This window comes from Niallia sp. FSL R7-0271 (assembly GCF_038005785.1).
In the GTDB taxonomy this organism is placed as follows: domain Bacteria; phylum Bacillota; class Bacilli; order Bacillales; family Cytobacillaceae; genus Niallia.
Genome location: NZ_JBBOTZ010000001.1, coordinates 1,823,387 through 1,845,604 on the forward strand (window position 1 = coordinate 1,823,387; position 22,218 = coordinate 1,845,604).

Sequence of the window (22,218 nt, forward strand, 5' to 3'; positions counted from 1 at the left end):
CTGCAAGCCTGAGAGGGGATAAATTACATAGATTCGTGGAATGTTCTGTTAATGACATCCAATTGCTGTTCACGTGTCAGTTTAATAAAGTTGACGGCATAACCTGAGACACGAATAGTCAACTGCGGATATGATTCTGGATGCTCCATTGCATCTAGAAGTGTTTCTCTGTTAAATACGTTTACATTTAAATGATGACCGGCCTTTACTCCGTAACCGTCTAATATAGAAACAAGATTGGATGCACGGTCTTCTTCCTCTTTGCCGAGTGCTTTAGGAACAATAGAGAAAGTATTAGATATACCGTCCAAAGATGAATCATAAGGAAGTTTGGCAACAGATGACAGAGAGGCTAATGTGCCTTTTGTATCCCGGCCATGCATTGGATTTGCTCCAGGTGCGAACGGTTCGCCGGCACGGCGCCCATCCGGTGTGTTTCCTGTCTTTTTACCATACACAACATTCGAAGTAATCGTAAGGATGGACATTGTGTGCATAGAGTTGCGGTAAGTCACATGTTTCCGCAGCTTTTTCATAAAGCTTTCGACAATAGAAACGGCAATGCTGTCAACTTTATCATCGTTGTTTCCGTATTTCGGATAATCTCCTTCTGTGGCAAAATCAACGGCAATGCCGTTTTCATCCCTGATTGCTTTCACTTTTGCATATTTGATAGCGCTCAATGAGTCTGCCACTACGCTTAGTCCAGCAATTCCAGTTGCCATCGTCCGTAATATTTCTGTATCATGCAAGGCCATTTCTATTCTTTCATAGCTGTATTTGTCATGCATATAATGGATGACGTTTAATGTATTGATATAAAGACCTGCCAGCCATTCCATCATTTGATCGAATTTCTCCATCACTTCGTCATAATCCAAATACTCAGAAGCAACAGGGCTGTAGTCAGGGCCGACCTGTACTTTCAATTTTTCATCTTTGCCTCCGTTAATTGCATATAGAAGACATTTTGCAAGATTCGCACGAGCGCCGAAGAACTGCATTTGCTTGCCTATTTCCATCGCAGAAACACAGCAGGCAATTCCGTAATCATCACCCCAGTGAGGTTTCATAATGTCATCATTCTCATATTGAATCGAGCTTGTTTGAATAGACATTTGAGCACAGTACTTTTTAAAATTCTCCGGTAACTGGGTGGACCAAAGAACTGTTAAGTTCGGTTCAGGCGCAGGTCCGAGACTATCAAGTGTATGGAGAAAGCGGAATGAGTTCTTTGTCACAAGCGGCCGTCCGTCATTAGCCATACCCCCAATGGACTCAGTTACCCATGTAGGATCGCCGCTGAACAGTTCGTTATAGTCTGGCGTTCTGGCGAACTTAACAAGGCGCAGCTTCATGATGAAATGATCGACAATCTCTTGGACTTGTTTCTCTGTTAGTAATCCCAGCTCTAAATCTCGTTCAATATAAATATCAAGAAAAGTGGAAACACGTCCAAGACTCATTGCTGCCCCGTTTTGCTCTTTAATTGCTGCCAGATAAGCTAAATACAGCCATTGAAACGCTTCTTGTGTATTAGCAGCTGGTCTGGACAAATCGAAGCCGTAGCTTTCTCCCAGCTCCTTCAGTTCAGCTAAAGCACGGATTTGCTCTGAAACTTCCTCTCTAAGACGCATAACATCTTCTGTCATAATAGAGCTTGTTGCTTTTTTGTCTTTTTGTTTTTCTTTTATTAAGAAGTCAATACCGTATAAAGCTACACGGCGATAATCGCCGATAATCCGGCCCCGTCCATATGCATCAGGGAGCCCTGTGATAATTGCTGCTTTTCGTGCAAGGCGCATTTCATCTGTGTATGCATCAAAGACGCCGGCATTATGTGTTTTTCGGTGTTTAGTAAAGAACTCTTCTAATTTTTCGTCTGCTTTATAACCGTAAGACTCACACGCTTGCACTGCCATTCTGATGCCGCCGTTAGGCTGGAAGGATCTTTTGAATGGCTCATCTGTTTGAACACCGACAATCTTTTCCTTTGTTTTGTCCAAATAACCAGGACCATGCGATGTAATTGTAGAAGGGATGTCAGTGTCGAGATCATAAACACCGCCTCTGTCTCTTTCTTTCTTAGAAAGCTCAAGAACTTGTTCCCACAGCTGCGTTGTCTCCACAGTCGGACCGCTTAAAAAAGAAGAGTTGCCGTGATACGGTTTGAAATTCTTTAAGATAAAGTCGCGCACATTCACTTCCTTTTCCCAACTGCCGCTTTTAAATCCATTCCAATAATTTGTTTCCAGCTTTTCCATTACTAGTCACCTCTTTTTTTGTATAACAGATATTAAAAATATTTCTAAATTAAATATAACAGATAATAATGTGATGTATTTCACAAAATTATGTATAAGTTAAGGCAATTCTGTGACTAATCTGTGAACTGTTGATATGACAAGACTTGGGGAGGGGGGAGAAAAGTGAAATAGCATAAAATCTTCGTATTTTAAAGTGTATAACAAAATTGCTTTTTGTTAACTGTTATATAATAGAAAAGCAAAATAGTAAATCTGTTTTAATGGGATTTTAAATTACCAGTGAACTATAGGATTAGCAGTAATGTGACTTGTGCATAATTTTACTAATGGAAAATGCATGTAAAAAAGTTAATTTTTATTTTCCGCACAGCCGATTTAAGATATGATAGGGGAGTATGTATTTTTTTCTCCTGGTTTGTATTCTTATTTTTATCTGCCATTCATTGGTCTTTCATGTAAGTCAAAGGCAATGATGGACATGCTTTAATGATTACTAAATATCAATTGAAGCGCAAAAAATTTTTTGAGGTGTTTTAATGTCGTTTATAACAAAAGACCGAATAATGCTGCTGCTGAAAATACTATTTCCAGTAACCTTGCTGCTGCTTGTTTCATTGGAATTCAGGGATATGTTCCTTACCATCGATTTCGGGCTGTTAATGAAATATATTGATAAATTGGACTTTTTGGAGCTAGTCCTCATCGTTGTTTTTGGATTTATAGCGTTATCGCCAATGTATTTTTATGATCATTTTTTAAGCAAATATTTAAATGCACAAATATCAGTGAAACAGCTGACCAAGTATTCTCTTATCAGCAATTCCTTTTCTAATCTGCTTGGATTTGGCGGATTAATTGGTATCGCCTTAAGAACTTATTTTTATAAAGAATATGAGCAAGACAAGAAGAGGCTGATGAAGGGTATTGCTTTTATCACGATGTTTTACTTAACTGGAGTTAGTTTTTTAACTTGGGTGATTTTATTTGACAGCTGGAAGATGCCGCTCATACAGAATCATCATTGGCTGATGGTGACAACCTTAGTCGTTTCGGCCATACTGCCAATCCTTATCATCAGCTATTTCATAAAGAAAACCAATTTACATAAGATTATTAAATCACGTACCATGGCAGCTTCGCTGCTCGGTGCATCTATTTTAGAGTGGAGCTTCATTTATTTCTACTTATATTGGCTCGCATGCCTTGTTGACCTCCCTGTAGGAGGCTGGGACTTTCTGAAGATTTTCCTTATTGCTGTCGGTGCTGGGATTGTCAGCATGATTCCTGGTGGAATCGGAGCATTTGACCTTGTATTTCTATGGGGCCTTGAATATATAGGTGTCTCTACAGAAAAACTGCTTGTTGTGCTTCTCCTGTACAGAATAGGCTACTATTTTATACCGTTCTTCACTGGTTTGATTTTGCTTATTCGCGATTTATGGAAAAAGTGGAATAAATATTGGAACAATATCCCGCGTGCAGTTGTGCAGAATATCAGTCATTTCTTTCTGACAATTCTTGTGTTTCTTTCAGGAATTTTGCTGTTAATTTCAGGTGCAGTACCAGGGATTTTAGAAAGACTGCGCCTTACAGAGCAATTTATCAGTTTGCCTGTCATGAACATTTCCCATCACGTATCCGTCGGAGCAGGTCTTGTCCTTTTAGGTCTTGCTAGAGGGATAGAATACAGGGAAAAGAGGACCTATCATCTCACTTTATTCGTTTTGGCGATTGCGGCTGTTACGACATTTTTAAAAGGGCTTGATTATGAAGAAGCAACAATCATCGTTGTTGTGTTAATCCTTCTGCTGCTCTCAAGGGGCAAGTTCTACCGGGAGAGCTTTGTCCTAACCTGGGGGAAAATTTGCTTTGACATAATTGTTATATCCTTTTTTTCATTTGGTTATTTGACGCTTGGTTATTTAAATTTGCCAACAAGCATTGCAAGTGTCCCTAAATTTGTGAAGCCCTATATTATTTCAGATGCAAAAAGTCTGTTTTGGAGTGCATTTGTTTCTTTATTTATTGCTCTTATCATCATCCTTGTAGGCTATTGGATTAAGAAGCCGAAGAGCTTAACAAAATTGCCATCTAGGGAAATGGAAGCAGAGATAATGGAACATTTGGAAAAGTATAATGGCACCACTTTAGCACATCTTATCTTTTTGCATGATAAATATATCTTTTGGAATAAAGAGCGGAATGTGCTGTTTGCATATGAAACATATGCAGACAAACTGATTGTTTTAGGAGACCCTATCGGCGAAGAGAAAGACTTTGTAAAAGCCGTGGAGGAGCTTTATGAAAAAGCTGATATTTATGGATTTACGCCCGTCTTTTACCAAACGAGCCGAAATATGCTGCCGATTCTACATGCTAACGGATATGATTTTTTTAAGCTTGGTGAAGAAGGGCATGTAGACTTGAACAGCTTTTCACTGACAGGTAAAAAAATGAAAAATTATCGAGCGATAAAAAATAAATTTGAAAGAGAAGGCTATACTGTGCAAGTTTCTTTGCCAGAACATGATCTAAAACTTTTAAATGAACTGGAGAATATAAGCTACAGATGGCTTGGAGGAAGAAGAGAAAAAGGCTTTTCATTAGGTTTTTTTGAAAGGGATTATATAAATACATGTAAAATAATCTACGTAAAAGATCCTGATGGTAAAATAATTTCATTTTTAACACTGATTCCTTCCTATCAACAAAAACAAATGTGGTCGATAGATTTAATGAGAAGTTTGCCTGGCGCTCCATCTGGATCGATGGATTTTCTGTATTTGCATACCTTTGAGTATTTGAAGGAAGCAGGGACGGAAAGCTGTAATTTAGGAATGGCTCCATTATCCAATCTTGGGATTTCACGCTTTTCCTTCTTAAGTGAAAAGGTGGCCGCGCAAATCTTTAAGCACGGACATGTTTTTTATCATTTTCAAGGATTGCGGAATTTTAAAAACAAATATTGTGACATATGGGAGCCAAAGTATTTAGGGTATAGAAGGAAGTCATCCCTGCCGTTTACATCAGCACAAGTAACAATGCTTGTTGCTAAGGGTAAAAGGAGCTGAAATATTATTCAGCTCTTTTTTCTATTGTAAATTAAATAATTCTACGCATTCAAATAAGATAATAAAAAACAAATTTGGTAATAAATTGGATTTTAAGTTAAAATAAAGTATATTCAAATGCTAGAATAGGAGGAAAATATGTTTTATGTTTTTATAATCGTAATAGTAAGCGGAATAGCTGTACTTGTTAATATGTATTATTCGCGGAAAAGGAAAAAGCTTATTTTAAGTTTATGGGACAAGAACGAGAAATTAGATCATACAGAAAATTTCCATGAAACATTTACATATCTCTATGAAAATGTGAACTTAAATAAAGAAAAGAATGCTGTCGTCGATCATATTACCTGGCATGATCTAAATTTGACTAAAATTTTTAAGACGATTAATTTCACCTTTACATCAATCGGTGAGGAATTGCTGTACTATCGATTAAAAGCACCACATGAAACGCATTTGTTTGAAGAAAAAAAGATAGAAAAAATAAGTATAAACAAAGAATACCGCACGAAGTTATCACTGATTTTATCAGCATTAGGAAAAGCACCGTATGCTAACTCTTCCAAATATATTTATGCAAAACCTGATAGTAGTTTCAATAAAATATATATATTGCTAGGTTTGCTTCCGATTATAGGATTAGCAATCATTGGATTTTCCCTTCAAATTGGTTTAGGGTTATTTTTTATTAGCATATTAGTGAACAGTTTTTTATTCTACATAAACCGTTCTAAAAACGAAGCTGAATATGAAAGCTTGTTTTATTGCCTAACTATCCTGCTTACCTCCAGAAATATCGCGAAGCTAAATCAGGACACTGACTTTTTAAAAAAGACAAGTAAACTAAAAAGTGCTCCTTTTATCAGTGTTTTTTTATTGAAAGATGATCCGACGGGTACAAATTTAATACTGCAACTATTTACGATGTTGAAATCAATTTTTCTTATAGATTATTTTGTTTTTCATTACATCGTTTATCTTATAAACAAGAACAGTCAAACATACGAGTTGGCATGGAGAAAAACAGCGGAAATTGATTTGTATTATTCGATTGCTTTGTGGAGAAAAACATTGCCATATTATTGTTTGCCAGAATACACTGATAATGATTCTTTGACAATTGTTAATGGCTATCATCCCTTAGTAAGCAACCCTGTTGGCAATGACTTTGAATTCACGAAAAATAGTTTGCTGACAGGTTCGAATGCTTCAGGAAAATCGACCTTCATCAAAACCATTGCTGTAAATATTATATTTTCACAAGCTTTAAATACAAGTACTAGCCATAAAATCAGACTTACAAGAGGGGAGGTTTACTCCTCCATGGCAATGTCTGATGATATCGAAAAGGGACAAAGCTATTTTTTAAGTGAAATTAAGGCATTGAAAAGAATCTTTGACAGAAGAAACAATAGCAGTGATATGTTATTGTATGTATTTATGGATGAGATTTTTAAAGGCACTAATACAATGGAGAGGGTTGCTGCCGCCGAATCAGTACTGGAATATTTAAATCATTGCAGCAATACAAAAATCATGGCGGCAACTCATGATATAGAATTAACAGAGATGCTTAATGATAAATACAAAAATTATCATTTCAGAGAACAGATAGTAGACGATGAAATCATCTTTGATTTTTTAATAAAAGAAGGTGCGTCCAACACAAGAAACGCAATCGAACTGCTGAGGATTACGGGTTTTCCAGAGAAAGTGTATCTTCATGCCGTTAATAAAGCAAAGGAATTAAATAACAGCTTAATCTAATGACAGGAAACACCGCTGACTTGGTCAACGGTGTTTGCTGTCATTTAAACGTTAGTTTGAAAAAATTTTCTAATAAATTATTCAAATATAGAAAATGATAATGAATTGAAACATATGATCGCTGTGCAATCAAGAGTAAAATCTGGTAAAATAGTCATGGTAATTGAAAAGAGACGAAAAATTAGGTGATTTACAGATGAAGATTAGTATTGCCGCACTTGTTCTTTTGAGCTTTCTTTTTGCGTCAACTGCATCAGCTGCAGGAAAAGAGGAGAAAGAACTCGAGTTAAAGAGCGAGTCGGCACTTTTGCTTGATGAAAAAACAGGTGCAGTACTATTCCAAAAAAACGGCTATAAAAAAATGTATCCAGCGAGCTTGACGAAAATCGCTACGGCCATATACGCATTAGAAAAAGGTTCTTTAGACGATATGGTAATGGTAAGCAAACATGCAGCAGAAGAAGAGGGAACCAGTGTTTATTTAGAGACTGGTGAAAAAGTCAGTCTGGAAAAACTGCTGAATGGTATGCTTGTCAATTCGGGCAATGATGCTGCAGATGCAGTTGCAGAATATCTAGATGGAAATCCTGCGCAATTTGAACAAAACTTTAATGACTATTTGAAAACAGAAATAAAAGTAAAGTCGACTCATTTTACGAATCCAAGTGGTTTGTTCAATGAAAACCATTATACGACTGCTTATGATATGGCGCTTATCACAAAGTATGCGTTAAGAAATGAAGCCTTCCGAGCTATTTTCGGTACGAAAGAGTTGAACTGGGATGGATTATCTTGGGATACGACGCTTGTTACCCACCATCTTATGTTAAAGGGAGAACTGCCGTATGAAGGTGTCAACGGTGGGAAAACCGGCTATGTAGATCAATCCAAACAAACATTAGCAACGTCTGCTGCCAATGACGGGCTAAACTTAATTGCAATTGTCCTGAAAGGTGATTGGAAAGAGGATGTTTATGAAGATACAGAAGCAATGTTTGATTATGGCTTCAAAAATTTTATAAATGACACGTTTCCGCCAGGTATGCAATATCCAGTTGCAGGTAAAGTCTTTCAAACAGAAAAGACCGAGCTTGTCACTGTTCCGAAGGATAACAGCACACCAGTTATCACACCGACTGGAGAGCTGTTGATGCAGACAAAAGCTGGCGATACTATTCAATCACTTCAGCTGAAGGAAAAGGTGCCTCTCGATGTGCTTCAAGCTGGTGACACTTTAAGTAATAAGGAAGAAAGCGATAGTTCTTATCTTTCTATTAAGGTCATAGCTGGTGTCCTTGTTATTGGTATCATAGCAGCTGCTGTTATATACAAAAAGAAAAGATTGCAAAAGAAGACTGTTTGATAATAAGCTTGATAAATTTATTGGTAAACTAGGGATGTTGATTAGCACTGCTGTGGTTCGCTTTCCAGTGGGACAAGGCTGTTTCGCTATTCTTGTAGGAGTCTCACCACTTCCATTCATTTTTTGAATAAAGACTTCTATTACTCCTATAAACGTATTTTAGGTATTTTGTATCACTTTAACAAATAAGTTAAAAATACCTACTAACCCATTATCAATATTATAGTGCAATAAAAAATGGGCCCTGCAACAAGCAGGGCCCATTTTTTTGTACTTATTTATACATTTCAGCTACTTGCTTTTGCAGCTGTGCATCTTCCAAGTACTCATCATAAGTTACTTGTTTGTCTACTAGGCCGCTTGGTGTAATCTCAAAGATTCTGTTTGCGATTGTAGAAACAAACTGATGGTCATGTGATGCGAACAGCAAGGAGCCTTTAAAGTTAATAAGGCCGTTGTTTAATGCTGTAATGGATTCAAGATCCAAGTGGTTTGTTGGTTCATCCATAAGCAGCACGTTGGAACCGCTAAGCATCATTTTGGAAAGCATGCAGCGGACTTTTTCTCCTCCGGAAAGAACGCTAGGTTTTTTCATTACTTCTTCACCAGAGAACAGCATTCTGCCAAGGAAACCTCTCAAGAAGCTTTCTGTCTGATCATTTGGTGAGTATTGGCGCAGCCAATCAACTAGGCTTTGCTCGTCACGTGCGAAGTATTCAGAGTTATCTGCAGGGAAGTAGCTTTGTGTTGTCGTAATTCCCCATTTGAAGGAACCGCTGTCTGGCTCAATTTCTCCCATTAAAATGCGGAATAGAGTAGTTTTTGCCAGTTCATTTTTTCCAACAAGAGCAATTTTGTCATCTTTGTTCATGATAAAGTTGATGTTATCTAGAACTTTAACGCCATCAATTGTTTTTGACAGATTCTCTACACGCAATAGGTCATTTCCTATTTCTCTTTCAGGTGTAAATGCAACATATGGATATTTTCTAGAAGATGGTTTAATATCGTCCAGAGAAATTTTATCAAGCAATTTTTTTCTTGATGTTGCCTGCTTGGATTTTGATGCATTTGCACTGAATCGTGCGATAAAGTTTTGCAGCTCTTTAATTTTTTCTTCTTTTTTCTTGTTTGCATCATTTGCCATTTTAGAAGCTAATTGACTTGACTCATACCAGAAATCGTAGTTACCAACATAAATCTGAATTTTGCTGTAATCCAAATCAGCAATATGAGTACATACTTTGTTCAAGAAATGTCTGTCATGGGAAACAACAATAACAGTATTCTCGAAGTTGATTAAGAATTCTTCTAGCCACTGGATTGCGCCGATGTCAAGATGGTTTGTAGGCTCATCAAGCAAAAGAACGTCTGGCTGACCAAATAGTGCTTGTGCAAGAAGTACCTTAACTTTTTCTGATCCGCTGATGTCTGCCATTTTTTTATTGTGCAGATCTTCATTGATTCCTAATCCTTTTAATAGGATTGCCGCCTCTGATTCAGCTTCCCAACCATTTAATTCAGCAAATTCACCTTCAAGTTCAGCAGCTTTCATACCGTCCTCGTCAGAGAAGTTTTCTTTCATATAAATAGCATCTTTTTCCTTCATTACTTCATACAGTCTTGTATGACCCATGATGACTACTTGCAGCACTTCATGCTCCTCGTACTCAAAATGGTTCTGTTTCAGGATAGCAAGCCTTTCTCCAGGGCCTAATGAAACATGACCGGATTGAGCTTCCAGTTCACCGGAAAGAATTTTAAGGAAAGTTGATTTACCGGCACCATTTGCCCCGATTAAACCATAACAATTCCCAGGTGTGAATTTAATATTAACATCTTCAAATAATTTACGATCACCATATCGAAGACCAACATTGCTAACTGTTATCATTTATATTTTTTCCTCCAAAATACAATATCCATAAAATTATACCATCATTAACAGGGAAGAGCGAATTTTTCTTAGAAAAACTTACTCAATCTCCGCGTTTTCCTTATGTAAGATTTGAGATTTTTTATAAAAAAAGGAGGAATTGTTTAATCTTAAGCGAATATGATTTGTAAGCGTTAAAATGACTAAAACGAGTTTTAGGTGCTTGGATTGGGGAATACGTAAAATATCAATAAAATTTTATTAAATGTTCATATTTTTTTCATATATTTTCTGTACACTACATATAACAGGACATAAAGGAGTAGATATAAATGGCTAGAAAACAGCTTGTTGATTTAGTAAATAAGATGAAAAAATCAGGGATCAAAATAAGCTTCACTAAACCTAGATCACATTTAATCGTTCCCATCCGCCAACCTAATAAATTGACTTCCTCCACAACACATTAAATTACACTGCTAAAAACATGTTCCGTTGTACATTATATGCTGTTTCCATCGTATGAATAGGAAAAAAGGCAATAAATGCTACAATTTTGTGAAACATGTTTTTTCTTTGTCATTCTCTCAAAAAAATAATATATAATGTCATTGATTGTTCAATAGTGAACAAACTGTTGATTGAGAGAGGGTGAACACAAAATGGAACAGGAACCAATTAAGAAGGCGGTTGCCTATGCTTTAAAAAAGAAAGAGCTGATTGATTGCTCCTTTCTCCGGTATTTTACAAAAGCAATTTTAGCAGGTATGTATATTGGCTTTGGCCTTGTGATTTGTTATAAGCTGGCACAGCCTTTTTATGATGTACATTCGCCCGGAACTTATATGATGACAGCTATGTTTTTCGGCCTGGCACTAGTGCTTATCATGTATGGGGGTGGGGAGCTTTTTACCGGAAATACAATGGCCTTTACAATGAGCACAATTGCCGGCAGAACAACCTGGAGTGATACGTTTTATAACTGGGTTACCGTATATTTAGGCAATTTTGCCGGCGCTGTACTTTTTGCGGTTCTTATTTACTATTCCGGGTTGTTTCATTTGGAGGAAAAAACAACTTGGCTGATGGAGGTCGCAAACAGCAAAATGAGCGCAACAACATTAGAGCTGTTTATACGGGCTATACTGTGTAACTGGCTTGTTTGTTTGGCAATTTGGATTCCAATGAATATGAAAGAAGATGTGGGAAAAGTATTAGCTACCATGCTTATTGTTTTCGGCTTTATGGTCTCAGGCTATGAACACAGTATTGCCAATATGGGACTGTTTTCCATTGCATTAATTGTTCCCCATCCTGAATTTATTACAATAGGAAACGCGCTTCATAATCTTATTCCGGTGACTATTGGCAATATTATTGGCGGAGGCTTGTTTGTCGGAGCAGTAAATATGTACATCCTTTCCGGAAAAAAAGGGAAGCTAAAAGACGTAAATGTAACTAGCAGTCAAAAGAAGATCGCTAAATAAGATAGCAGAATCTTAGGTCAGTCCAAGAGCAATCATTAAGCCGATACAGCTGATAAACCCAACAACCGGACCAGCCTTTTGGTAAGCTTCAGGCAGCATAGTGGAACAAACCATTGCAATTAGTCCTCCAGCACCAAAAGCTTCAATACTCGCAATAACTATTTCGGAGGCATTTGCCATAAATGAGTAGCCGATTAAGCTGCTTAGTGCGGATATACCTACAACACTTGCCCATAGAAATAAAATCTTTCTTTTTTTGTAGCCATCTTTTTTTAAGCCGACAGTAGAAGAAAGGGCCTCCGGAAAATTGCTGATTAAGATGGCGACAATAAACAGAATGTCGACATGGTTGGTTGCGATCAAGCTTAAACCGATAATTAACGATTCGGGAATAGCATCCATTAAAGTTCCGATGAATATGGCTATGCCTGAGTGGGAAGCAATATTTCCGGTTGACCGTTTTCTGTTTGTACCGCCTTTCATATACAAGAAAACTTCAATTAAAGTAAACAGAAGGGCCCCTCCAAGAAAAGAGACAGAAGTCATCAAAAGCCCGCTCTTTTCCATTGATTCGACAAGCAGGTCAAAGGCAGAAGCACCGATAAGCACTCCTGTCCCCAGTGCCATCAAATAGGCATTCACTTTTGCAGGTACCTCAAAACAAAGGCCGATTATACTTCCGATAAACAAAGACAGACTAGCGATAGCTCCCCATATTGCAGCCTCCAGCATAAATATAAGCTCCTTATTGGTTTTTTTCTGTAAATTCATTTCATGTATTCAGATGCTGATATATAATGGTAAAAGCAAAGGAGACCGGACTTAAATGAAAACACAAAAACAACTTTTTATCCTGCAATGCTTTTATTTTTTTGCCTTTTTTGGCAGCGGCAGCATAGCTCCGCTGCTTAGTGTCTATTTAAACAATTCGATTGGTTTATCTGGTTTTGAAATTGGCATTATCATGTCGATTGGCCCTGTTGTCACCATATTTTTTCAACCCTTTTGGGGAATTCTTTCTGATAAGACAAATGCGCCCACATCTATCCTTAAATTATGCGCATTTTTTGCTGGATTATGTGGTCTAGGGTATTTGTTTATGGACCAGTTTATCTGGATTTTTGTGATTGCGACATTGATTGCCGTATTCCAAAGTGCAATCGTCCCGATTTCTGACAGCATCACGATAAAATACACGAGTGAACATAATCTTGATTACGGAAATGTGCGGATGTACGGAGCTTTAGGTTTTGGGATTGCTGTCTTTGTAATGGGCAGGATTTCAGAAGTTTCCCCGAGCATTATTTTTATTTCCTTTTTCGCTGCATTGCTGATTTGCTCGCTTACAACAGTTAAGATGCCCCGTGAAAAAGCTGCTGCAAACAGCAATCCCCTTAAAGGAGCAAGCAAGCTGTTAGCCCATAAAAAGTACATGCTGTTTTTAATCATCACGTTTATGATTTTTAGTCCGAATCTGGCTAACAACACTTTTTTTGGTTTGTTTGTGGAAGGAAGCGGAGGTACATATACCGGAATAGGGATAGCCTTTTTAATAGCGGTCCTGTCAGAAGTCCCTTTTATGCGAATTGCAGGGGCATGGATAAAAAAATTCGGCCTGTTAGAAATTACATTATTTTCGGGAATACTCTCCTTAATCAGATGGATTTTTTATTTTACAGAACCGAATTTAACACTCGTTTATGCCACTGCTTTTCTGCAAGGATTTGGTGTGGGGCTGTTCATTCCGGCAGGTCTACAATATATTAGAAGAATAGCGCCAGTCCATTTAATTGCAACATCAATCACCTTCTATTCGGCGATTGGCAATGGGCTTGGCAACTGGTTCAATACTTTTATCGGCGGCATTATTTTTGATCATTACAGCATCTTTCATGTGTATTTATTTTTCAGTGTCTTAACAGTGATTGGTTTAGGGCTGAATATATTCTTGCTTCGTCTGGAAAAACAGGAGGCTGTTTTAAAAGAACAATGGAATGAAAGTCCGTCATAACTCAATAAAGTCAGCACTTGCTAAAAATAAATTAACTTATAAGCAGGGCTGACTTTTTGCTGTTTTTAAGGGAGCTTTTTATTTTCCGCTAATGTCATAGGAAGGCTGTCCATACTTTTTTATAGCTTGGACATAAGATATAAGGAAATAAGTGGAGGTGGAAAGCGCGATGAACAATTATTATAATCAATGTTCGAAAGGTGTTGGAAAATGTGTCCGTATTCGTACACATAACGGCACAGTTCATACAGGAATCATTGATCGAGTTACTCCTAACAAAGTTTACATTAGGCCATTAGGCGGCGGCAGAAGAGGTTATGGCGGATTTGGATTTGGTTATTACCGCGGCTATGGTGGCTATGGCGGCTGGGGCTGGGGTGCAGCAGCAGTTGGTTTTTCTTTTGGCTTGATTGCAGCACTTGCATTCATTCCTTTTTTCTAGTTCGGACGATAGGCAATTTTCCTTTTCAAAGGAAGATTGCCTATTTTTATGATAATTAATAAAAATGGACAAAAATAAAAAAAAAAATAAAAATGTGCCCATTCGAGACAACCTGTATGTACATATGATGCTTATGTGCATGAGGGAGGTGGATTAAATGGGTGGTGAACAAACAGCAGGATTCGGCGGAGGCTTTGCTCTGCTTGTAGTGCTATTCATTTTATTAATCATTGTAGGATCTAGCTACGTTGGTTATGGTTATTAATTAAATTAATATAAAAAGAGGGAGTGTTTTATAAATGGCATACGGTTATGGTGGTTACGGTTCTTGTGGTTGTGGAGGATACAGCTATGCAGCTCCAGTATCTGGTGGATATGGTAGTGGCGGATTCGTATTGATTGTTGTTCTATTCATTCTATTGATCATTGTTGGAGCAGCTTGGCTGTAAAAACAGCATCAAAGGCATAAGCGATATCGCTTATGCCTTTTTGTTATTGTTTTAGATTAGATAAAATGAAGCTAATGTGTCGGTAATTTGGGCACGTGCTGATGATTTATCATATAGAGAATTGTTTAGCATGTACTTCTTGATTGTCAGCTGTTCATAAATCTCCAATTCTAGTTCTTTCCTTCTTTTTAGAACTTCCACTGTACCATTTAGACCAGTATGATGATGTTTTTTTCCGTAGCCTTGCTTTGTATAATACTCAATAAATCCGTTTCTCCATTCCTCTGGTCTTTCGTTGTATGCTTTACGGAATGACTTTGGAAGATTATCTTGGTCTACATAAAGTAACACTGGGTTGAGCTTGCGAATTATTTTTTCTAAAGAAAGTACATGCTCTACCACGATTTCCTGCGGGATTCCCCATTTTATCATGCCGATTGTTAATGGATTTTGGAGGAAGCAGCATTCGAATATATAAAGCTTATCATCTTGCAGCGCTTTTTCTGTAAATTCAGCCCATTTTTCAGCAGCTAGCATAGCATGCTGTTCAAATGGCAATTCATAAATGTCATGCTTATAAATATCGTTCAGCTGTTCTTTAGAAAAAAACATGCTGTCTTGATTGATTATTTTTCTGTAAGGCAAAAGGATATTGTCTCCTTTTTGCTGACCATACGAAACTAATGCATCCCATTGTTGATTGGTGTTCAAAAGCTGTTCCCATTCAGAAAGAGAAAAGCTGGCGACACCGTCATAATCAGCTGGATGGTCAAGGTTACCCTCAAGATATAGCTCGCTATTTATGTTGTTATTTCTTACTATTTCGTGTAATGCACAAGCGGTTGTCGTTTTGCCGCTTCCAGGCAAGCCTTCTACTATAACAAGTTTTGTTCGCATATCATCAAGCCTTTCCATAATAGGCTAAAATCTAAACCTTCTAGTTTACATTAATAGACTACTCCATCGTACTCACCCTAATATGTTGATAATAGAAAGTTCTCTAAAAGAATAGGTAATTCCTTCATAAGTTTTGGTTAGTGCAAAAAAAGAATCTCTGAAGGCTTGAAGTCCTATAAAATTGTCGACTTTTTACATGCAAAAAAAATGTTACAATGGAAAGGACTAAGTTTCGGTTTATTAGGAGGATTAATATAAATGTTTGACAAAGCTTTATCTATTTTAAAAGAATATTTTGGCTATGATACTTTCAGAAATGGTCAGGAGGAGGTAATCCGCCAAATCCTCCAAGGCGAAAACGTTGCGTGCATTATGCCAACAGGAGGAGGAAAATCAATTTGTTATCAAGTTCCGGCGATGATTTTTCCTGGTGTAACGCTTGTTGTCTCACCGCTGATTTCCTTAATGAAGGATCAGGTCGATGCTTTGACAGAAGCGGGCATACCGGCAACTTTTCTAAACAGCACGCTTGACTCTTATGAAGCTTCTAAAAGAATGGAAGACTTAAAATCTGGCAAATACAAGATTTTATATGTTGCCCCTGAAAGACTTGATGGAGAGTTCTTTATTGACATGCTTAATGACTTGGAAATTCCGTTTATCGCAATCGACGAGGCTCATTGTATTTCCCAATGGGGACATGATTTCCGTCCGAGTTATTCGAGATTAGGCCAATTAATTAGACGGCTGGAGAAAAAGCCGATTGTTGCTGCCCTTACGGCTACAGCAACCCCAGTAGTTAAGGAGGATATTTGCGCTCAATTGGATATTTCTGTAGATAACACGGTTATTACCGGGTTTGAAAGAAGTAATCTGTCCTTCTCTGTCGTCAAAGGAGAGGACAGGCATCGGTATATTGAGAGATTTCTTAACAAAAACAAAGAAGAATCAGGAATTATCTATGCTGCCACAAGACAAGATGTGGAACGGCTATATGAACGATTAACAAACAAAGGCTATTCATTGGCAAAATATCACGGCGGCATGACAGACAAGGCAAGAGAAGAGGAGCAGCAGAAATTTATCACCGATGATTGTCAGCTTATGGTGGCAACAACTGCCTTTGGGATGGGTATTGATAAAAGCAATATAAGATTTGTGATTCATTACCAGCTCCCGAAAAACATGGAAGGTTATTATCAGGAAGCCGGCCGTGCTGGGAGAGATGGCCTGCCGAGTGAGTGCATCCTCTTATATTCTGCACAAGATATTCGGATTCAACGGTTTTTGATTGATCAGACTACACATGATCCTGATAAACAAGCACAGGATTTATCAAAGCTGCAAGCAATGATTAATTATTGTCATACAGAGGATTGCCTTCAGAAATACATCCTTCATTACTTCGGGGAGGAAACAACGGAAACTTGTGAACGCTGCGGAAATTGTAAGGATGAAAGGCATGTTGTAGATGTAACGGTTGAAGCACAAAAGGTGCTTTCCTGCATGATGCGCATGGGAGAGCGGTTCGGAAAAACAATGGTTGCCCAAGTGTTGACTGGCTCTAAAAATAAGAAAATAATTGATTTTTCATTAGATAAGGTAAAAACATACGGAATTATGAAGGAGCAGTCAGCGAAGGCTGTAAGTGACTTCATTGAATTTCTAATCTCAGAAAATTATATAGCTGTCAGCAGCGGTTCCCTGCCTGTTTTGAAGGTCACAGCAACAGGAAAAGAAGTGTTGCTTCAGCGCAAACAGGTGCTGAGAAAAGAGCAGGTGCAAACGAAGGCACTTACAGAAGATAACGGATTGTTCCAGCGTTTAAGAGCAATGCGAAAAAGTCTGGCTGATAGTGAAGGTGTCCCTCCGTTTGTTATCTTCTCCGATCAAACGCTCAAATTAATTTCCAGTCATAAACCGGAAAACGTAAATGAGCTGTCGGCGATAAAAGGGATAGGAGAGCATAAGCTCAACAAATACGGCGGCATTATCCTGGAGACACTGATTTCTTATAAACAAGAAAATCCGCAGGACTGGGAAAAAGGGCAAGAGGTAGGAGGAACAGAATCTAGTTCATTGCCAAAGAAAAAAGGCAAAACAGAAAACTCTCACTTAATTACACTCGAAATGTTGAATACTGGCTTAAATCTTAAAGAAATCGCAGAGAAAAGAGACATGACAACTATAACTATCGAAAACCATTTGCTTAAATGTGAGGAAGAGGGGCACTCCATTGATTGGAGCCAATTTTTATCACAGGAAGAGCAGCAACAAATTGAGGCAATGATCGAAAAGGTAGGGGGAGAGAAGCTAAAGCCAATTAAAGAAGAACTGGACCCCCATATCAGCTATTTTCAAATAAAGATTGCTCTTGCCCTGTATGTAAGAAAGCAGACAATATAACAAAGGAGAAGCTGTTAGGCTTCTCCTTTGTTATATTGAGCTGATTAAGCTGTCCATTGCTTTTTTCAAGTCTTGTTCACTGTCAAAGGTTGCTTGGGCTTGAGTGTTATTGCCGCCGCCTTTGCCGTTTATTTCGGCAAGCACTTCCTTCAGCAGTGCTCCACAAGAAATAGACTGACTGCCATTATGCTGAATTAATAATTTCTTATCTGATTCAGAAGCCAGGATTGCTATATAATCCTTTTCTTTAATAATGGTCTTAGCAAGAAGCTGTAAGTCCTTTAGTTGTTTATGTGCAAATGAAGCAGAAATGACAGTGCTGTCCGTATTGCTTGTCAGCTTTTCAGCTAAAAAAGCGGCATTTTCTAATTTGGCTGCTTCCAGCTCACTATTTAATATTTTCTTTTCCTTCTCCAGCTTGTCAATTCTGTCTGCCAGCATTTCCTTATTAGTTCGGAATTTGTCGCTGAGCGCCGTTAAGATTGTTTGGGAAACTTGGTAATCCTTCATTGCCCTGTGACCGCATAAGAAGAACAGCCTGGTTTGATTGCGATGCTTTTCTGTTTTAAGCAGTTTAATAAAACCTAATTCACCAGTCCTGGCAACATGTGTGCCTGCACATGCTGAATAATCAATTTGGTCAATTTCCACTATTCTAAGCTTGCCTGTAACACTTGGAAGCTTCCGCAAAGGTAATGCTGCAGCCTCTGTTTCTGTTACAAAATATGTTTTTATTTCTTTATTTGCAAATATGTATTTACTGCATAATGCTTCAATTTCCAGTAAATCTGATGCTGTAAGCTCTTCTATGTCTATATCTATTGTTGTGTAATCTGTTCCAAGGTGGAAGCTTACTGTTGCAATATCTTTCCACTCATGCAATACAGCTGACAGCAAATGCTGGCCAGTATGCTGCTGCATATGGTCATATCGTTTCTCCCAGTCAACTATGCACTCTGCAGTTTGCCCGGTTATCTCTTGCTCGACTAAGTGTAAAATGGTGCCGTCATCTTCCTTTTGAACATCCAATACAGTAATGCCGTTGATGGTACCTGTATCGCTTGGCTGTCCGCCTCCTTCAGGATAAAAAGCTGTTTCTGCTAATTCAACATATTCTTTACCATCTTTATGAAGTGTTTTTACGATATTTGTTGTCCAAGAAGACATGTAGGGGGACGAGTAATACAATTGGTTTGTCATGTTTGATTTCTCCTAAGGATACGTATTTGTTAGACAATCATCATAGCATAATTTCAACCCTTATCGCGATTCAGTGAACTTTAGAATAAGCATTTCGTTTATGTGACGGAAAGAAAATTCTAAAAAATCGTCAAAATACCTATAAAAACGAGTCTTTATGTTCATAATAAACAAAAAAGGGGGCTAACAGCATGTTTTTTAACAGAAAAGGAATGGATGATAAGCCTGAGGAAGTTTTATTGAATTTGGAAGTGTATGCTTGCAATTCCTGCAACGGTTGGATGAGGAAGGATTTTGCAACTGATGATTTGAAATGTCCGTTATGTGGAAATGAGACAACGATGGAAATGAGAGAATTGCCACAAATAAATAACTAATAAAACAAGACCCCATATTCGGGGTCTTGTTTTATTAAAAATAATTGTCTATTTCATCTTGATACATTTGGTTATAGGCATTTTCAGCATCTGATTCCGAGTGAAAGAGGGCATCATCATCTTCAATTGTATGGAATGTGTCGTTCAAAAAAAGTGCTAATGCATTTGGATCTTTTGGATGCTGAACGATTTCTGCCGGTTTTACATTAGATACAGATGGTGTATGGGGATTATGGTAAATGACATATACTTCATCACCTAATTGCAGATCTTTTGGATCAAGTGTGTCCATTGGGTTGTTCTCCTTTCTATTATAAATTTTCGTTCTGTTGACCAATTTCCTTTTCCGCTATCATGCTGTTGGCAGCTTCTAATTTTTGAAGCTGGTCGATAGAGTCTCCTCGGTCATCTGCTGAACGCTGCTTGTTGTTCATTTTAGTGTCTTTTGAGTTCTTCATCATACTCTCTCCTTTAAAAACAGTGTTTGCTTGTGCGCAAAAAAATATGATGGAAAATAAAGCAAAAAAGGCATCTATCAAAGGATAGATACCTTCTTTATTTAAGCAAAGCTGTCTGTTAATTCATCGACAAGTGTGCCGACATATGCGACGGCCTGTTTTATTGCATTTGGATTAGACATATCCACTCCTGCGTCCTTCAATAACTCAAGCGGAGTTTTTGTTCCGCCAGCGCGAAGGACATCAAGCCATTTATCGACTGTTTCTTGACCATTTTCACGAATACTAGCCGCAACGGCTGTCGAAGCTGTTAACCCTGCTGAATAGGTGTAAGGATATAATCCCATATAGTAATGAGGCTGACGCATCCATGTCAGATAATCCTGTTCTGTAATCTCGACAGAATCTCCCCAAAATTCCTTCAATACGTTTCCTTTTACTTCATTAAAAACCCTGGCTGTTAAAGGTGTTCCTTCTTCAGCCAGCTTATAAACACGGCGTTGAAATTCTCCTTCAAGCAAATGTGTAACAAAATTATGATAGTAAGTGCCAAGGAGCTGAAGGATAGTCCAGCGTCTCATTCGGTTGTCATTTGGTTTGGCCAGCAAATAGTCAGCAAGCAGCATTTCATTCATTGTAGAAGGTGCCTCAATAAAATAGGTTGACGGTCTTGTATTGACAATACGTTGATTTTTATTTGCCAAATAGAAGTGACCGGCATGTCCTAGCTCATGTGCTAACATAAAGGCGCTTCGCATCGTATTACCCCAAGTAATTAAGATAAATGGATGAGAGCCATACGGACTAGAACAGAAAGCACCAGTTGATTTTCCAACATTATCAGCTATATCAACCCATCTTTCTGTTAAAGCTTTTTTCATGATTTCAGAGTATTCAGGTCCCATCACCTTTAATGCCTCTAAAATAATATCGCTTGCTTCTTCAAATGTTGTTTCAGGATTGAATTCATGATCAAGCGGTGCCTTTAAATCACAGAAAAGCATCTTTTCTAAACCTAACTGTTCTTTTTTCAAGCTTGCAAACTTTCTCATATGTGGGGCTAGTTCATTGAAAATAACGCTTAGCTGGTTATGATACATTTCGGTAGTTACTTCTTGTGACTCTAACAGCATGTCTGTAACAGAAGCATATCCGCGAATATTAGCTAAAGTTACTTGTTTTTTTACTTCGGTGCTGTAAGCTGCAGCAATTGTATTGTTGTAACTTGCTAAAGTGTCTGTAAACGATTTATAAGCATTTCTTCTTATTTCCGGATCTGGTGAAAACTCATAAACATCTTCAAATAATGCAAAAGATACAGGAAGTTCTGCTCCGTTATTATCTTCAATGGAAGCAAAGCTCATATCAGCCAGTTTGCTGCTTTGGTACACTAAATAAGGAGAAGCATGAATTTGGCCTAATGATGCCAGTACTTTTTCTGTTTCACTCGATAATGCATATTTTTTTGCAGCTAAGATTTTCTGAATGTTGCGGCTGTAAACGGCAAGCTTCTGTTCTTCTTTCAAGAACTGAGCAATCAGCTCCTCTGGCATTTCTAAAATTTCTGATTGAATAAAGGACATGGTGCCGGCTGCCTTAGCATTAAAAGCTGCAAACAGGGAAGAGTTTGCTTGGTTTTCAGGATTAGTGCCATCTTCAGACTGCTTTAAGGAGGCATATGTACTGATAAGTACGATACTCTCAAGCAACGCTTCCTGTGCTTGCAAGCATTCCAATAATACAGAACTGCTTGTAGCAAGTTTTCCTTTATATTGATCAAAAGCCGCCAAGCTGTTTTCTGCTTGTACTAATGCAGCTTTCCACGCATTGCTATCTGCAAACAGGTCTTCCACCTTCCATTTTAATTCTTCTGGCACCTCATGGCGGTAGGGCCTTGTTTGTTTAGTTATTTGCAATCTGATTCCTCCCCTTATAAATGGTATTTAGTGATACGAAATGATTATATCATATTATTTTGAATAGTAAGTATATTTTTGCTTCAAAAATATATGACTAATAGAGGATAGCTTATTAATGAGAAAGAATCATTTCCATGACATAAATAAGAAAAATACTTTCATCTATATTACATTTCCATTACAATCATAAGTGTTGTTATTTTGTCATAAAATTTTCATTTTTGTTTT

General features: G+C 37.8%; 18 protein-coding genes and 1 pseudogene. 11 read left to right on the forward strand and 8 right to left on the reverse strand.

Translation table 11 applies throughout. From position 1 onward, the window contains the following. Positions 1-23: 23 nt before the first annotated feature. Complete coding sequence (gene pflB, locus MKX82_RS09415; RefSeq protein ID WP_341076658.1) at positions 24-2,264, reverse strand: formate C-acetyltransferase; 2,241 nt, start codon at positions 2,262-2,264, stop codon at positions 24-26. Between the two features lie 539 nt (positions 2,265-2,803). Here pflB and mprF point away from each other — a divergent pair. The 3 genes from mprF (at position 2,804) to MKX82_RS09430 (ending at position 8,468) form a co-directional block, all read left to right on the forward strand. Next, a complete protein-coding gene (mprF, locus tag MKX82_RS09420) occupies positions 2,804-5,338 on the forward strand; it encodes a bifunctional lysylphosphatidylglycerol flippase/synthetase MprF (protein ID WP_237941360.1) in 2,535 nt (844 codons plus the stop codon). Positions 5,339-5,476: 138 nt separating this feature from the next. After that, complete coding sequence (locus MKX82_RS09425) at positions 5,477-7,105, forward strand: MutS-related protein (RefSeq protein WP_341076663.1); 1,629 nt, start codon at positions 5,477-5,479, stop codon at positions 7,103-7,105. A gap of 196 nt (positions 7,106-7,301) precedes the next feature. Beyond that, positions 7,302-8,468: a D-alanyl-D-alanine carboxypeptidase family protein gene (locus MKX82_RS09430; RefSeq protein ID WP_341076666.1), complete on the forward strand. Its 1,167-nt coding sequence runs from the start codon at positions 7,302-7,304 to the stop codon at positions 8,466-8,468. Between the two features lie 274 nt (positions 8,469-8,742). Here MKX82_RS09430 and MKX82_RS09435 read toward each other — a convergent pair whose 3' ends face one another. After that, positions 8,743-10,362 carry an ABC-F family ATP-binding cassette domain-containing protein gene (locus MKX82_RS09435; RefSeq protein WP_233313964.1) on the reverse strand — a complete coding sequence of 540 codons (1,620 nt, stop codon included), beginning with the start codon at positions 10,360-10,362 and terminating at the stop codon, positions 8,743-8,745. 314 nt (positions 10,363-10,676) lie between these two features. On the opposite strand from MKX82_RS09435, the gene MKX82_RS09440 reads away from it, so the two are divergent. Next, positions 10,677-10,814 carry a hypothetical protein gene (locus MKX82_RS09440; RefSeq protein ID WP_233313963.1) on the forward strand — a complete coding sequence of 46 codons (138 nt, stop codon included), beginning with the start codon at positions 10,677-10,679 and terminating at the stop codon, positions 10,812-10,814. Between the two features lie 192 nt (positions 10,815-11,006). After that, on the forward strand, positions 11,007-11,831 hold the full coding sequence (locus MKX82_RS09445; RefSeq protein WP_341076672.1) for a formate/nitrite transporter family protein: 825 nt from the start codon (positions 11,007-11,009) through the stop codon (positions 11,829-11,831). Positions 11,832-11,843: 12 nt separating this feature from the next. Here the strand turns inward: MKX82_RS09445 and MKX82_RS09450 are convergent, their stop codons facing one another. Beyond that, positions 11,844-12,563, reverse strand: coding sequence for a ZIP family metal transporter (locus tag MKX82_RS09450; protein WP_233313961.1), 720 nt, complete (start codon positions 12,561-12,563; stop codon positions 11,844-11,846). Between the two features lie 94 nt (positions 12,564-12,657). Between MKX82_RS09450 and MKX82_RS09455 the strand changes: the two genes are divergently transcribed. From MKX82_RS09455 to MKX82_RS30410, 4 genes and pseudogenes are all read left to right on the forward strand, one after another. Further along, positions 12,658-13,842, forward strand: a complete 1,185-nt coding sequence (locus MKX82_RS09455; protein ID WP_341076674.1) for an MFS transporter — start codon at positions 12,658-12,660, stop codon at positions 13,840-13,842. A 169-nt stretch (positions 13,843-14,011) separates the two neighbouring features. Continuing rightward, on the forward strand, positions 14,012-14,284 hold the full coding sequence (locus MKX82_RS09460) for a hypothetical protein (RefSeq protein WP_233313959.1): 273 nt from the start codon (positions 14,012-14,014) through the stop codon (positions 14,282-14,284). A gap of 157 nt (positions 14,285-14,441) precedes the next feature. After that, a complete protein-coding gene (locus MKX82_RS09465) occupies positions 14,442-14,549 on the forward strand; it encodes a YjcZ family sporulation protein (protein WP_233313958.1) in 108 nt (35 codons plus the stop codon). Between the two features lie 100 nt (positions 14,550-14,649). Continuing rightward, a pseudogene (locus MKX82_RS30410) lies at positions 14,650-14,733 on the forward strand (YjcZ family sporulation protein); the annotation flags it as partial. 51 nt (positions 14,734-14,784) lie between these two features. On the opposite strand, the gene MKX82_RS09475 reads toward MKX82_RS30410, so the two are convergent. After that, positions 14,785-15,630: a hypothetical protein gene (locus tag MKX82_RS09475; protein ID WP_341076678.1), complete on the reverse strand. Its 846-nt coding sequence runs from the start codon at positions 15,628-15,630 to the stop codon at positions 14,785-14,787. A gap of 258 nt (positions 15,631-15,888) precedes the next feature. Between MKX82_RS09475 and recQ the strand changes: the two genes are divergently transcribed. Continuing rightward, the gene (gene recQ / locus MKX82_RS09480; protein WP_341076682.1) at positions 15,889-18,036 is read left to right on the forward strand and encodes a DNA helicase RecQ; all 2,148 of its coding nucleotides are present in this window, start codon (positions 15,889-15,891) and stop codon (positions 18,034-18,036) included. Positions 18,037-18,066: 30 nt separating this feature from the next. Here recQ and MKX82_RS09485 read toward each other — a convergent pair whose 3' ends face one another. Continuing rightward, positions 18,067-19,236: an alanyl-tRNA editing protein gene (locus MKX82_RS09485; protein WP_341076685.1), complete on the reverse strand. Its 1,170-nt coding sequence runs from the start codon at positions 19,234-19,236 to the stop codon at positions 18,067-18,069. A gap of 191 nt (positions 19,237-19,427) precedes the next feature. Here MKX82_RS09485 and MKX82_RS09490 point away from each other — a divergent pair, with 191 nt between their 5' ends. After that, entirely contained in the window at positions 19,428-19,613 is a 186-nt protein-coding gene (locus MKX82_RS09490; RefSeq protein WP_233313953.1) for a cold-inducible protein YdjO-related protein, read from the forward strand. 34 nt (positions 19,614-19,647) lie between these two features. Here MKX82_RS09490 and MKX82_RS09495 read toward each other — a convergent pair whose 3' ends face one another. The 3 genes from MKX82_RS09495 to pepF form a co-directional block, all read right to left on the reverse strand. Further along, complete coding sequence (locus tag MKX82_RS09495) at positions 19,648-19,905, reverse strand: transcriptional regulator SplA domain-containing protein (protein ID WP_233313952.1); 258 nt, start codon at positions 19,903-19,905, stop codon at positions 19,648-19,650. Between the two features lie 19 nt (positions 19,906-19,924). Then, a complete protein-coding gene (locus tag MKX82_RS09500; protein WP_233314797.1) occupies positions 19,925-20,074 on the reverse strand; it encodes a hypothetical protein in 150 nt (49 codons plus the stop codon). Positions 20,075-20,172: 98 nt separating this feature from the next. Continuing rightward, positions 20,173-21,987 carry an oligoendopeptidase F gene (gene pepF / locus MKX82_RS09505; RefSeq protein ID WP_341076689.1) on the reverse strand — a complete coding sequence of 605 codons (1,815 nt, stop codon included), beginning with the start codon at positions 21,985-21,987 and terminating at the stop codon, positions 20,173-20,175. Positions 21,988-22,218 lie beyond the last annotated feature (231 nt).